This window comes from Mesorhizobium kamtschaticum (assembly GCF_056174585.1).
On the sequence record NZ_CM149691.1, the window covers coordinates 2,892,709 to 2,906,157 of the forward strand.

The following is a 13,449-nucleotide window of genomic DNA, read 5'->3' on the forward strand; positions in this document are numbered from 1 at the left end:
CTGGCAATGCGCTAGTCTCGGTTTCTGGACTGCCAGAGTGGGGCTGGTGTGAGAATGAATTCGGGTTTTGATCTGCTGCGGATCGAGGATGTTGGCATCTCTTTGCCATTATCGGGGGGCCGTTGCATGCCGTCAGGCGCGCAAGTCTTCGCGTGCTGCCCGGCAAGGTTACCGCGCTTGTGGGCGAGTCAGGTTCCGGAAAATCGGTTCTCAGCCAGGCCGTGATGGGCATTTTGCCGAACACAGCCCATGTTCGCGGCCGTATCCTGTTTTCCGATCCTGAAAAGCCCGGCACGACGCAGGATATCCTGCAGATGCCGCGTGATGGACCCGAAATCCGGGCGCTGAGAGGCAGCCGCATTGGCAAGATCTTTCAGGAGCCGATGACATCACTGTCACCGCTGCACACGATCGGCAACCAGGTCAGCGAATCCCTGCAGATTCATACGCCCATGGCTCGGGCGGAGCGCAAGGCACAGACCGAGGAAATGCTCAGCCTTGTCGGCTTTCCCAATCCCAAGCGCGCCTACGACATGTATCCGTTTGAACTTTCGGGAGGATTGCGTCAACGCGCCATGATCGCCATGGCTCTCATCTGCCGGCCCGCTTTGCTGATCGCCGATGAGCCGACGACAGCGTTGGACGTCACCATCCAGGCGCAAATCCTGCAATTGCTGCGCGGGCTTCAGACCAAGCTGAACATGGCGATGCTGCTGATCACGCACGACCTCGGCGTTGTCGCCAATGTCGCCGACGAGGTGGTGGTCATGTACCATGGCGAGATCATGGAAGCGGGACCTGTGGAGGCAATATTCCGCCGGCCGGGCCACCCTTACCTGAAGGGCCTGATGGCAGCCGTCCCGCATTTCGACCTGAAGCCCGGCGAAAGGCTAAAGGCGCTCCGCGAGGTGCCGGTGAATGTCGAGAACCTGCTCGGCAAGCAGACGGCGCCGGCATCGAAGGGGCCCGACGACATCCTGCTGTCGGTCAGGGATCTGAAAAAGGTCTTCACCATCCGCAAGTCCGGATGGTTTGGCGGGGATCATCAAACGTCTGTTCGCGCCGTGGACGGCGTGAGCTTCGATATCAGGCGGGGTGAGTGCCTGGGTCTGGTCGGCGAAAGCGGCTCCGGCAAAACCACCGTCAGCAAGATGCTGATGCGGGCTGTCACCCCTAGCGGCGGCTCCGTGGTCTTCAACGGCCGCGACAGATCAATCGACGTCCTAGAGGCCGAGGGAGACACCCTGCGCATGCTGCGCGCGAAAATCCAGATGGTCTTCCAGGATCCGGTTTCGTCGCTTTCACCTCGCATGACGGTGGAGAACATCTTGAGCGAGCCGCTGGAAATCCATCAACGCGGCAATGCCGCGTCCCGACTAGCCACGGTCAAGAGCCTGATGCAGGCAATCGGGCTCGATCCGCGCTTCATCAAGCGTTACCCGCACAGCTTCTCGGGCGGGCAGCGTCAGCGTATCGGCATCGCGCGCGCGTTGGCGCTAGGGCCTGAACTCCTGATCTGCGACGAGCCGGTTTCGGCGCTCGATGTCTCTGTCCAGGCGCAGATCCTGAACCTTCTGAAGGACCTGCAGAAAGAACTAGGCCTGACCTACCTGTTCATATCCCACAATCTGGCGGTGGTGGACTACATGGCAGACCGCATCGCGGTGATGTGCGGCGGGCGTATCGTCGAGCTTGCGCCGCGCGAAATCCTGCTGAGGAAGCCGATCCACCCCTACACTCGCTCACTGGTCGCCGCGGTACCTTTCCCCGATCTCGACAGGCCGATGGATTTCAAGACGCTGAAGCTCAGCGGCGCTTCCGACACCAGCGCATGGGGACCGCAATTCCGCGATGAGGGCGACGAGGATATGCTGTCGCCGCTCGATCTTGGCGGCGGCCACCTCGTGCTGGCCCGACGTTCGGCCGATGTCAGCGAGCTACGCCATTGATCCGCCGGCGCACCCTCCTTGGCGTCATGGCTTCGGCATTTCTGCCGGGCACGGTGCGCGCCGGCGATCTGGAGCCGGAATTTCTTCAACCGCGGTTGAAGGCCAGGGCTCTGCCGGCACTCGCCGAACGCCTGCCCAAGAGCCCGCGCGCGTTGAATCTCGCTGCGATGGGCCGGCAGCCCGGCCAGTATGGCGGCACGCTGCGCACGATCATCGGCAGCCAGAAAGATATCCGGATGATGACGATCTACGGGTATGCTCGGCTGGTCGGCTATGACGAAAAGCTCAAGATGCAACCCGACATTCTGGAAAGTTTCGATGTAGCGAATGATCGCGTCTTCACTTTCAAGATACGGGAAGGACATAAATGGTCCGACGGTAGCCTGCTGACGCCGGAGGATTTTCGCTATTGTTGGGAAGATGTCTGGCTGAACGATGAGCTTTCGGAAGGCGGGCTCGCCCGGCCCTCCTGGCGGACGGCAAGCCGCCTCGCTTCGAGATCGTCGATCCGTTGACGGTCCGCTATAGTTGGGATGCGCCCAATCCCGACTTCCTGCCAAAGCTCGCCGCTGCTTCGCCGCTACCGCTTGTTCTGCCGGCCGCCTATCTCAAGCAGTTCCACAAGAAATATCAGGATCCATTCCGGCTCGCCGGCCTAATGAAGGAGTACCGGGCCAAGAAATGGACGCTCTTGCATATCCGCATGTCGCGGCAGTATCGCCCGGAGAACCCGGATCTGCCGACGCTCGATCCCTGGCAGAATCGGACCAAGCCGCCGGCTGAGCAGTTCGTCTTCGAGCGCAACCCGTTCTTTCATCGAATAGACGAGAATGGCCGGCAACTGCCCTATGTTGACCGGATTGTCATGAGTGTCAGCTCGTCGGCGATCATTTCCGCCAAGACCGGCGCGGGCGAGAGCGACCTGCAATGCATGGGAATTGACTTCACCGACTACTCCTTCCTGAAGGACGCGGAGAAGCGCTACCCGGTGAAGATGCATCTCTGGAAACGCACACAGGGCTCGCGGCTGGCGCTGCTGCCCAATCTGAATTGTGCCGACCAGGTGTGGCGTGACCTCTTCCGTGACGTGCGCGTGCGCCGCGCACTTTCGCTCGCTGTGGACAGGCGCGAGATCAACATGGCCGTGTTCTACGGATTGGCGCAGGAAAGTGCCGATACAGTCCTGCCGGAGAGCCCGCTCTACCGGCCGGAATTCGCGAAAGCCTGGGTCGCCCATGATCCCGACCAGGCCAATGCGCTGCTCGACGAGGTCGGGCTTCAGAGGCGTGACGATGACGGCTTGCGGATACTTCCCGACGGACGCCCGGCGCAGGTCATCGTGGAAACGGCCGGCGAAAGTACCCTGGAAACCGACGCGCTCGAACTCATCACCGATCACTGGCGCAAGATCGGCATTGCCCTGTTCATCCGGACTTCGCAGCGAGACATCTTCCGCAGCCGCGCGCTTGGCGGCGAGATCATGATGTCGATGTGGTCGGGCATCGACAACGGCGTGCCGACCGCCGACATGAACCCGTACCAGTTGGCCCCCACCATCGACGACCAACTGCAATGGCCGCTCTGGGGTGCTCACTACTTGTCTCATGGCACGGTCGGTGAGGCGCCCGATCTTCCGCCCGTGGTCGAGCTGATGGCTTTGCTCAAGCGCTGGAATGCATCAACCGAAGCCGCGGAGCGCGCCGAAATCTGGAATTCAATGCTATCGATCTACACCGATCAGGTGTTTTCGATCGGCACGGTGAACGCAACATATCAGCCGGTTCTGGCGTCCTCTCGGCTGCGCAACCTGCCTGACAAGGCGCTCTACGGCTACGACCCGACTGCCTATTTCGGTGTCTATATGCCGGATACATTCTGGCTTGGAGAGACCTGAGCGTGCTTCGATATATTGTCTGGCGCATCGCCGTGATGGTTCCAACGCTGCTGGTCATATCGGCGCTGGTGTTCACGATCATCGAACTTCCGCCAGGCGACTATTTCGACAGCTATGTTGCCGAGCTTCGGGCTCAGGGCGAAGCGGTGGATTCCGATCGCATCCAGATGATGCGCAAGGAATATGGTTTCGACCAGCCGCCGGTCATTCGCTACTTCTACTGGGTCGGCGGGATGCTGCACGGCGATTTCGGCTATTCCTTCGAATATGAGCTGCCGGTTCGCGACGTCGTCGGGGACCGAATGTGGCTGACCGTGCTGGTTTCCTTCGTCACGATCATCGTCACCTGGCTCATCGCCTTTCCGATCGGCATGTACTCCGCCACGCACCAATACAGCTGGGGCGACTACGGCCTGACGTTCTTGGGCCTTCTCGGCCTTGCCATTCCGAACTTCATGCTGGCCCTGATCCTGATGTATTTCGCCAACATCTGGTTCGGCACGTCCATCGGCCATCTCATGGACCAGCAATATCTCGGCGAGCCTATGAGCTGGGACAAGGCGAAGTCGATCCTCGCCCATCTCTGGATTCCGGTCTTGATCATCGGCACCGGGGGCACGGCAAGCATGATCCGGCGGCTGCGCGCCAATCTGCTCGACGAGCTACACAAACAATATGTCGTGACCGCGCGCGCCAAAGGCCTTCATCCCTTCAAGGCGCTGGTCAAATATCCGCTGCGCATGGCGCTCAATTTCTTTATTTCCGACATCGGCTCTATCCTGCCGGCCATCATCTCCGGCGCCGAAATCACCGCGATCGTGCTGTCTTTGGAAACGACCGGGCCGATGCTGATCAGGGCACTGCAAAGCCAGGACATGTATCTGGCAGGGTCGTTCCTGATGTTCCTCGCCTTCCTGACGGTCATCGGTGTGCTGATTTCCGACCTGGCGCTGGCGCTGCTTGATCCACGAATTCGTTTGCAGGGCGGCAGCACCAAATGAACACGCAATCGCCGCTGCCCGCTCCGGGTGCTCCACTGCAACACTACATTTCCGTCGCGCCCTTTGACCTGCAGTCGGTCGAGGCGATGACGCCGGAGCAATCGAAGGTCTATCAGGCGTCGCAGTTGCGGCTGATGTGGTGGAAATTCCGAAAGCACCGGCTTGCCGTCGTATCCGGCATATTCCTGGCAGCGCTTTATTTCGGGATACTGATCTGCGAGTTCCTGGCGCCTACAATCTGCACACGCGCAACATGGACTACATCTATTCGCCGCCACAGCGGGTGCACCTGTTCCACAACGGCCAGTTCGTCGGGCCGTTCGTCTATGGCCGCCACATGACGCTGGATATGGACACGCTCAAGCGAAACTACATGGAGCAGCAGGATGATGTTCAGCGGATCCGCTTCTTCTGCAAGGGCGACAGTTACCGGTTCTGGGGCCTTATCGAAGGTGACAGGCATCTTGTCTGCCCCGCCGAAAGCGGCCAGCTCTTTCTGGCCGGCACCGACAGGCTAGGGCGCGATGTGCTCTCGCGCATCATCTATGGCGCACGCATCTCACTGACAATCGGCCTCGTCGGCATCAGTTTCAGCTTTGTGCTCGGCATCGTCATCGGCGGACTGGCGGGCTATCACGGCGGTATCTTCGACCTGATCGTTCAACGGATAATCGAAGTTCTGCAATCGATCCCCAGCATTCCGCTGTGGCTGGCCCTGGCGGCGATCATGCCGATAACCTGGAGCCCGATCCTGATCTATTTCGGCATCACCGTCATTCTCGGGCTAATCCACTGGACCGGACTGGCGCGGGCCGTGCGTTCAAAGCTTCTAGCCTTGCGCGAGGAGGATTACGTTCTGGCCGCGCAATTGATGGGTGCCAGCAGCAGCCGCATCATCGGGCGTCACCTCATTCCTGGCTTCATGTCGCATCTGATCGCGACGGCGACGATCTCCATACCCGGCATGATCCTGGGCGAGACGGCGCTGAGCTTCCTCGGGCTCGGCCTGAGGGCACCGACAACCAGCTGGGGCATCCTGCTCACCGAGGCACGCAGCGTCAGCGTGATCGCCTTCTATCCATGGCTGCTTTTGCCGATGCTCCCCGTCATTCTCGTCATCATGGCGTTCAACTTCTTCGGCGACGGGTTGCGGGACGCCGCGGACCCCTATAAGTGAGATCGCCATTCCTCCACGCCGGGGCGCCGGACCCACCCGGTATGATCCTAGTCGGCAGCCTTGTTCGACTGTCGCAGTGTTCATGGTTCGCCTCTATATGGGGCGAGACGCGATCGGGGTTAAACACGTCGCCCTCGGGTTTCACCCGTGAACCGTTCTGGTCGTGGGGCATTGCCGATCTCTTGAGCTGGTTCGGGACACACAAACGCATATGAGTCGCCTCGATAATTTCATCAGCAGGATGAGCGCGCAGCGCGACATTCTCAATCAAATCTGCCCCGAGGTGGCGAAGATGGAGGGGCCTGTGCTTGAGCTCGGCCTCGGCAATGGCCGGACGTTCCACCATCTGCGCGAGCGCCTGCCCGGGCGCCGGATCCTGGTGTTCGACCGCGAAGTCGGCGCACACTCCAGCTCAATTCCCGACGCTGAAAACCTCGTGCTCGGCGAAATACGCGAGACAGGGGTCAGGTTCATTGGCATCGACGCCGCTCTTGTTCATGCCGACATCGGCACCGGCTATGACGATCGCGATGCAGTGACCTCCACCTGGCTTCCCGATCTGATTGCTCGCATGCTTCGCGTCGGCGGCTTCGCGGTCAGCGGCACACCGCTCGATCACCCGCAGTTGCAACGCCTCCCGCCGCCAACTTCGGAGCCCGCCGATCGCTATTTTCTCAGCAGGCGCGTGTGAGGGTGGAGACGATCCCACGTCTTCAGGGGCCAAGTCTTCAAGGGATCGTATATACTGCTATCTCCCGCTCAATGCCGCGCAGCGAGACCTCGTGGGGCACGGGCGTCAGCGCGTTCCTGCGCAACAGAGCGGCGGTGAGATTGTCTTCGACCACGGCACGGGTGGCGAAGATCGCCTGTGCGTTGGCAAGGTTCTGGACCCGCGAAGCAATGTTGACCGTCTGGCCGAAATAGTCCTGTCGCTCGTTCATGGAAACGGCGATGCAGGGGCCGGCATGGACTCCGATCTTGAGCAGCAGATCCTCGCGCCCGCCCTTGTCGTTGAGTGCACGCATGGCATCGCGCATCCTGAGGGCCGCAGCAATCGCACGATCAGGCGTCGCGAAGGTCGCCATCACCGCATCACCGATCGTCTTCACCACCGCGCCTGCCTCCGCCGCGACGATCTCGTGCAGAACCTGGAAATGCGCGCGCACAAGATCGAAGGCTGAAAGGTCGCCCACCCGCTCGTAAAGCGCGGTCGACCCGCGCAGGTCGGTGAACAGGAAAGTCAGGCTGGTGATCTTCAGGCGCTGGTTGATATCGAGCGTATCCGTGCGATAGAGATCGCGGAACGTCTGGTTGGTGAGCAAGCGCTTGGCGGTGAGGAAGGGCCGGCGTTTGCCGAGGAAATCATGCAATACCTGGCCGGCGACGAAGACCGTCGGCAGCACGCGGGTGTCGGTCCTGTTTTCCAGCGAAATGCGCAACGGGCCGGGTTGCATCTCCAGCGTCTGGTTCTGGACATGGTCGCGGTCGAAGACCAAAGAGAGGCTTCGGCGCTCCTTTGTTGGATCGCCCTTCACGTCGATGAACTGCGCTGAATGGGTGACCGGCTCGAAGATAATGATGAATTCGGACGGAAGCTGTATGGGCAGAACCGCCTTTTCACCGGGCGCAAGCTCGATATCCTCCAGCGAGAACGCTTCGATCGTTTTCGCGAAATCCTCGTCCGGCAGATCGACGCCGGACGCCCAGTAGATCTGGCGGAAATATTCCACCATCGGCAGTTCGTGTGGATTGTGGGCGGCAATCCTGCGCACGCGGGGACTGACGGTGAATGTCACCTCGACCATCTCGTCGAGGGTCGGCGAATAGCCCTCGGCGCACAGCGCGCAGGTGTATTCGTCCTTCTGCAGGGTTTTCAGCGTGGCGTTGGTGTCGAGCACGCCGCCACAGCCGGGGCACAGAACATTCCAGGAAATGTCGAAGATGCCCACCCGCGCCGCATGGAGAAAGGCGCTTATGGCGCTCTCCTCGTCGAGGCCATGCTTGCTGGCGAAGGCTGGCGCATTGATGCGGCAAAGCTCGCGGTCATTGCCCTCCGCGATGGTTCGCTTGATCGCGTCGATTGCCCGTGGATCGACATCGGTCGATTGCCGCAGAAGCGAGAACAGATCCTGAGCTTCGTTCATCGTGCAGGCTCCGGAAAATGCGCCTCCCGAGGCGGGTTGACCGGACCGCTCCTTGGTCCGAGTGATTCATTTTACGTCGAAACGGATCGTACGGCCATTCGAATAGACAAGCCTGGTGACAGCTCGATTTCCATCCGACCGCAAGCGGCACTATGATGGTCCACGGGTATTCACCTTTTGGGGCCCTTTCCATGCAGACGTCCGACAACCCGCCATTTCCAGCAGCCCTGCGCATTTTCTCCGCTGGGGTCATCATCGTCCTGATCGTGGGCGCCGGCCTGTTTTTCGCGCCGGCGCTGGTCAAGCCGCACTGGCCCTGGCCCGTCACGCCATTCAGTGCCCGCTTCCTCGGCGGCTTCTACACCGCCGAAATGGCGGTGATGGCGGCGCTCTTGTTCTGGAACCGCTGGTCGCCCGGCAGGCTGGTGCTCGTCATGGCCTTCATCTTCACCGTCATCGTGTCGGCGGTATCGTTGATCAATCTCGGCTATTTCAACTTCGAACGAAAAGCGGCCTCGCTCTGGTTCCTGGTCTATCTGTCCTCGGCCGCGGTATCCGGGCTGTTCCTGTGGTGGGCCAGGGCCCGTCCTTCGGCAAAAGGCGTGCCCCTAAACCCCGCATGGCGCGGCCACATGTTGGCGGAAATGGCGATCCTTGGGCTCTATGGCGCCGGCATGCTGCTGTTTCCCAGGATAGTCAGCAGCAGCTGGCCATGGCCGGTCGATCCCTTCCATGGCCAGGTTTACAGCGCCATCTTCCTCGCCGGCGCCGGCGGCACATACCTCGTCTGGAAAAACGCGCCGCGCGAGGAACTGCTGGTGCTCGGCCTGGCGCAATTTCTGGTCGGCCTGCTTGCCATCCTTGGCCTGGTCATCACCGACGCCGCGGTGCACCGGATCGACTGGACGGCGACTAAAACATTGTGCTGGCTCGCCCTTTTCGGCTGGATCGCCGTCAGCGGCATCTTCAAACTCTACGCCGCTTCCCGCCATTTCAGCTCGCAAACGGTATAATAAGGTGCAGAGACGGCTGGATTTTCAGGTGACGTCCGGTGCATCGTGCCGAGCCGATTGCCTTCGAGCATTTCACCGTTTCAAGGAAACGGCGAACTGCTCTATCACTTTGTTCTGACGCAATTCCGGGGCGGAAAACCGCTCACACTTTTCCTGGAATTGCTGTAGCCGGGAACGCCATGACCAGCACGACCTCCGCTGAGAAAATCCAGCCGCGGCTCCGCGCCGTAAGGCCGAGCGATGCGGAGGCGCTTTGCGCCATCTTCAACATGCCGGGCTTCCGCTGGGGTACGCTCAGGATGCCCTTCGAGATGGTGGAGCAGGTGGAGCGGCGCATCGCCAAGTCCGGCCAGGAAACCACCTGGATCGTTGCCGAGTTGGACGGCAAGGTCGTCGGCCATGGCAACCTTGTTGTGCAGGGTTCGCCGCGCCGTTCGCATATCGGCGAGATCAATATCGGCCTTGACGACGCCTTTGTCGGCAAGGGCATCGGCTCTGCCATACTTGGCGCGCTGCTTGACGTGGCCGACAACTGGCGCGCCCTGAAGCGGGTCGAATTGACCGTCTATGCCGACAACGAACCGGCGGTCCGTCTCTACACAAGCCACGGCTTCGAGGTCGAAGGCCGGCATGTGAAGGCCGGTTTTACCGACGGCCAGTACCACGACCTCCTGAGCATGGCCCGGCTGCGGTTCTGAGATCCGCTGTCTCCCTTGGCGTTTGCACCGCAAGCGGCTAGACGGGACCAATGACCGCCGTCTTTGACCCAACCCCTACGCCGCCGGTGGAAATTCTGGCTGTGCTGTCGCGGCTCTGCCCGGAAGTTGTGCGTGACATCGAGCAGAACTGGAATGCACCGGTTTCCGATTACGCCCGCCATCTGTGGCGGCCGGTGGCAAGGCCTGCATCGGGCCCGGCGATCGCTGCCCGCTCGATCCTGCGCGAAGTCCTGCAGCAGCGCCTCGGTATGATCATGCTGGCTGAGGAGATCGGCAAGGCGCTCGACGAGTTCGAGCACAGACCGGTGATTCAGTCCGGCCTGCACTGCCTGCTTCTTATGGACCGGATCACCTTCGACGCCCTCCTGCTTGCCTGGCTCGGCGCGGTCGAAAACGGGCTGTCGGCCTTCTTCTGCTTCATGGGAACGACGATGACCATGGAGACAATTGGCCGGGAGGGGCCGGGATGGCTCGATGTCGGCGACGACAAGGTCAACCTGTTCGGCATGGGCGCCACAAACTGTGCCGCAAAAGCGCCTGCGTGGCCGGTCCCGTCTCACTCAACAAGCGCGCACTCGAAGCGGTGGGCGATGAAACGGATGCCAGCCGCTGGCTGGGCACGTTGCTTTCCAGCCAGGACAAGGTGTTTGGAACCGCCGCCGATGCGCTGACAGCCCTCAACGAGGATCTGGTCGCCGATTGGGATCGTTCCGGCATGGCCCTGCCGGTTTTCATCGACGATCGGCTCGCCGCTTCTGCCATGGCGCGGCATCTAGAAGATGATGGCAGCCTTCTTTCCAGGCTGCTCATTGAGCCTGCAAGGCGCCAGCGTCTCGAACGTGCCTTGCAAGAGGCCGCATCGGGCCCATTTGGCAGATTCCTGCCCAATACCACCGCCTATTTCTGGGGCATCCGCGAGGAGCGCGTGCGCAAGCTCGTCCTCGAGAACGGACACCTGATCGAGCTTGACAGGCCGCATGGCCTTTCCATCCCGTTCGAACGGCCGCATCTCAAGCAGGCGCTGCTGGACGGACTGCTGCTGCCGAACCTGTTCCTGACGTTCCTCGTCCTTGCCATATTGCCGCGGGCGCGGGTTGTGGGCGGCCTGAGACAGATTGGCTATGTCGCACTTTTCCATCAGATCCTGCTGGCTGTGCTGGACGAAAACGTGCCGGAAGAGCGCGATCTGGCTGCGGAGCTGCAGGTTCGGGAAAATGCCTGGGGCATGCGGGTCATCGATGAAAGGATTTCGGTCCGCGAGCAGCTAGCCTGCCTGCCGGAAGGGGCGCTCTTCCCGGACCTGCTCCGGCAATACCGTTTGCGGACTTTTGCCGAGACGACCGACGACCTGAAGCTGGTTCGCGATAACGCCCGGTGGCGCAAGATCGGCCAAGCAGGAATCAAGGCGACCTGAGCCTCGCTTCAGGCCTTACTTCAGGTTGCTGGTGCGCAGCAGCATGGCCTCATTTGTCATTGTACGATAGCGGCCTTGCGGAGGCCGTCGACAATGAGTTCGAAATCGGCGGGATTCCTGTAAGGCACGACTTTGCGACGGTATTCCAGCGAATAGTCGGGATTGACGCGAAGCACCTCCTGCCATGCCGCGCGGGCCTCCTCCAAACGACCCAGATGGCCGTAGCTGGCGGCCAGAAGCGCGCGCGAGACGTCGGTGGCGGCGTTGCGAGCCAGCCTTTGCATCAGAAGGTCAACGGCCTCTTCGTACCTTCGCAGTTGAAACCAGGCCGAAGCCTGGAAATGCAGAAGCACATCCGGAAAGTATGGATTCAAGGTCTTGGCCCGGGCGAAGCTCTCGAGGGCCTCTTCGGCTCTGCCCGAATAGTGCAGCGCCTCGCCGAGGATGACGTGGCCTTCGGCGAAGTTCGGATTGAGGGCTATCGCGCGCTCGGCCTCCTCGATGGCCTCATCGTGCCGTCGTGTGTAGAGCCTCGCGATGCCCAGCGCCCAGTGCGCCCAGGGATCGCTGTCATCCAGCGCTACCGCTCGCGTTGCAGCCTCTTCCGCTTGCGCCATCGAAGCCGGCGGTGACGCGCTCCACCTGTTCAGGTAGTCGAGGCCGTGCGTGAGGGCGAGGAAAGCGTAGGCCGAGGCAAATTTCGGGTCCAGTTCGATGGCACGTTGCAGTAGGTCGCGGGCCGCCGCGTTCGTGTCCTTCGTCAGCCGGTGCCACAGCTCCCGGCCCCGCAGGAAACAGTCATACGCCTCCGCGTTGCGCGGATGCTCCGGCGCCAGCCGCAGGCGGTCGTCCTCGGTCAGATTGAGCGCCAGCGCACCGACGATCTGCTGTGTCACGTCGTCCTGCACGGCGAATATGTCGGTCAGGTCGCGATCGAACCGCTCCGCCCAAAGATGGCCGCCCGAGATTGCATCGATGAGCTGCGCGGTGATCCGCACCCTGTTCCCCGACTTGCGCACGCTGCCCTCGAGCACATGCCGCACGCCGAGCTTCGTGCCCACCTCCTGCACATGGACGTTCTGGCCCTTGAAGGTGAACGACGAATTGCGTGCGATGACGAAGAGCTGCGACAGTTTGGACAGCGCCGTGATGATGTCTTCGGAGATGCCGTCGGCGAAGTAGTCCTGTTCGGCGTCACCGCTCATATTGGCGAACGGCAGGACGGCGATCGACAGCTTCGGCGGCGCCGCCGCAGCCGGCCGGCTCGTCGCGGTTTCCGAGGTCGCGGCCGCCTTGGTCCCGACGCTGCCGACTTGCAGCGAATAGACCCGGATCGGCTCGGCGATGTTCTTGAGCTGCGTGCTGCCGAGATCGCTGACCGAGAGGTCGAGCCTCGCCCTGACCTGGCGATAGGCATCCTCGGACAGGCAGATGGCGCCGGGCGCCGCGACGCCCTCCAAACGCGAGGCGATATTGACGCCGTCGCCCATCAGGTCGCCGTCGCTTTCTTCGACCACATCCCCCAGATGGATGCCGATCCTGAACTCTATGCGGCGGTCCTGCGGCACGCCGGCATTGCGCTCGACCATACCATTCTGAACCTCAATGGCGCAGCGCACGGCATCCACCACACTGCGGAACTCAACCAGCGCCCCATCCCCGGTGCGCTTGATCACACGCCCGTTGTGCACTGCGATGATTGGATCGATCAGGTCGCTGCGCAGTGCCCGCAACCTCGCCAAAGTACGATCTTCGTCCGCGCTTGCGAGCCGGCTGTATCCAACCACATCCGCAGCCAGGATTGCCGCCAGCTTACGATTCTCGCTCAAGGGTCCGTCTCCTCATCCCCACGATAGCAGGAAGACGGCGGCAAGAGGGAACTTTCGCAAACGACGCCACGCACCGCCGGCATCGGCAGCGCTCCGCCACAGGACCACACCGCGCTTGCCGGTCGACGGCTATCGGTTCATCCTTGCAAATACCCTGGCCGTGAAGTGCGTGGCGAGATCGCGCCGACACGGCCCCTAGAGCCGGATGATTTCAGGTCGAATCGACCTGAAATCTGAATCCGCCTCTAAGTCAAAGAGATAGAGCATGATGTCGTCCGAAAACCGCTTCACACTTTTCGGCATCATGCT

Annotated in this window: 7 protein-coding genes and 3 pseudogenes; 8 read left to right on the top strand and 2 right to left on the bottom strand. The window is 61.4% G+C overall.

Going from position 1 to position 13,449, the window contains the following annotated elements; all coding sequences use genetic code 11:
* Positions 1 to 54: 54 nt before the first annotated feature.
* The 5 genes and pseudogenes from AC0V7N_RS14215 (at position 55) to AC0V7N_RS14235 (ending at position 6,712) form a co-directional block, all read left to right on the top strand.
* Positions 55 to 1,949: pseudogene (locus AC0V7N_RS14215) on the top strand (ABC transporter ATP-binding protein).
* A pseudogene (locus AC0V7N_RS14220) lies at positions 1,946 to 3,843 on the top strand (ABC transporter substrate-binding protein). The pseudogenes AC0V7N_RS14215 and AC0V7N_RS14220 overlap by 4 nt, the downstream one beginning before the upstream one ends.
* Positions 3,844 to 3,845: 2 nt before the next feature.
* On the top strand, positions 3,846 to 4,844 hold the full coding sequence (locus AC0V7N_RS14225; RefSeq protein ID WP_464614488.1) for an ABC transporter permease: 999 nt from the start codon (positions 3,846 to 3,848) through the stop codon (positions 4,842 to 4,844).
* A pseudogene (locus AC0V7N_RS14230) lies at positions 4,841 to 6,021 on the top strand (ABC transporter permease). Before AC0V7N_RS14225 ends, AC0V7N_RS14230 begins: the two are co-directional and overlap by 4 nt.
* A 211-nt stretch (positions 6,022 to 6,232) precedes the next feature.
* Complete coding sequence (locus tag AC0V7N_RS14235; RefSeq protein ID WP_475460327.1) at positions 6,233 to 6,712, top strand: class I SAM-dependent methyltransferase; 480 nt, start codon at positions 6,233 to 6,235, stop codon at positions 6,710 to 6,712.
* A 37-nt stretch (positions 6,713 to 6,749) separates the two neighbouring features.
* Here AC0V7N_RS14235 and AC0V7N_RS14240 read toward each other — a convergent pair whose 3' ends face one another.
* A complete protein-coding gene (locus AC0V7N_RS14240; protein ID WP_475458457.1) occupies positions 6,750 to 8,165 on the bottom strand; it encodes an adenylate/guanylate cyclase domain-containing protein in 1,416 nt (471 codons plus the stop codon).
* A gap of 191 nt (positions 8,166 to 8,356) precedes the next feature.
* Here AC0V7N_RS14240 and AC0V7N_RS14245 point away from each other — a divergent pair, with 191 nt between their 5' ends.
* The 3 genes from AC0V7N_RS14245 (at position 8,357) to AC0V7N_RS14255 (ending at position 11,311) form a co-directional block, all read left to right on the top strand.
* Positions 8,357 to 9,178 carry a hypothetical protein gene (locus AC0V7N_RS14245; RefSeq protein WP_475458459.1) on the top strand — a complete coding sequence of 274 codons (822 nt, stop codon included), beginning with the start codon at positions 8,357 to 8,359 and terminating at the stop codon, positions 9,176 to 9,178.
* Between the two features lie 179 nt (positions 9,179 to 9,357).
* Positions 9,358 to 9,876, top strand: a complete 519-nt coding sequence (locus tag AC0V7N_RS14250) for a GNAT family N-acetyltransferase (protein WP_475458461.1) — start codon at positions 9,358 to 9,360, stop codon at positions 9,874 to 9,876.
* A gap of 562 nt (positions 9,877 to 10,438) precedes the next feature.
* Positions 10,439 to 11,311: a hypothetical protein gene (locus tag AC0V7N_RS14255; RefSeq protein ID WP_496627903.1), complete on the top strand. Its 873-nt coding sequence runs from the start codon at positions 10,439 to 10,441 to the stop codon at positions 11,309 to 11,311.
* 56 nt (positions 11,312 to 11,367) lie between these two features.
* On the opposite strand, the gene AC0V7N_RS14260 is transcribed toward AC0V7N_RS14255, so the two are convergent.
* A complete protein-coding gene (locus tag AC0V7N_RS14260) occupies positions 11,368 to 13,140 on the bottom strand; it encodes an adenylate/guanylate cyclase domain-containing protein (protein ID WP_475458465.1) in 1,773 nt (590 codons plus the stop codon).
* Positions 13,141 to 13,449 lie beyond the last annotated feature (309 nt).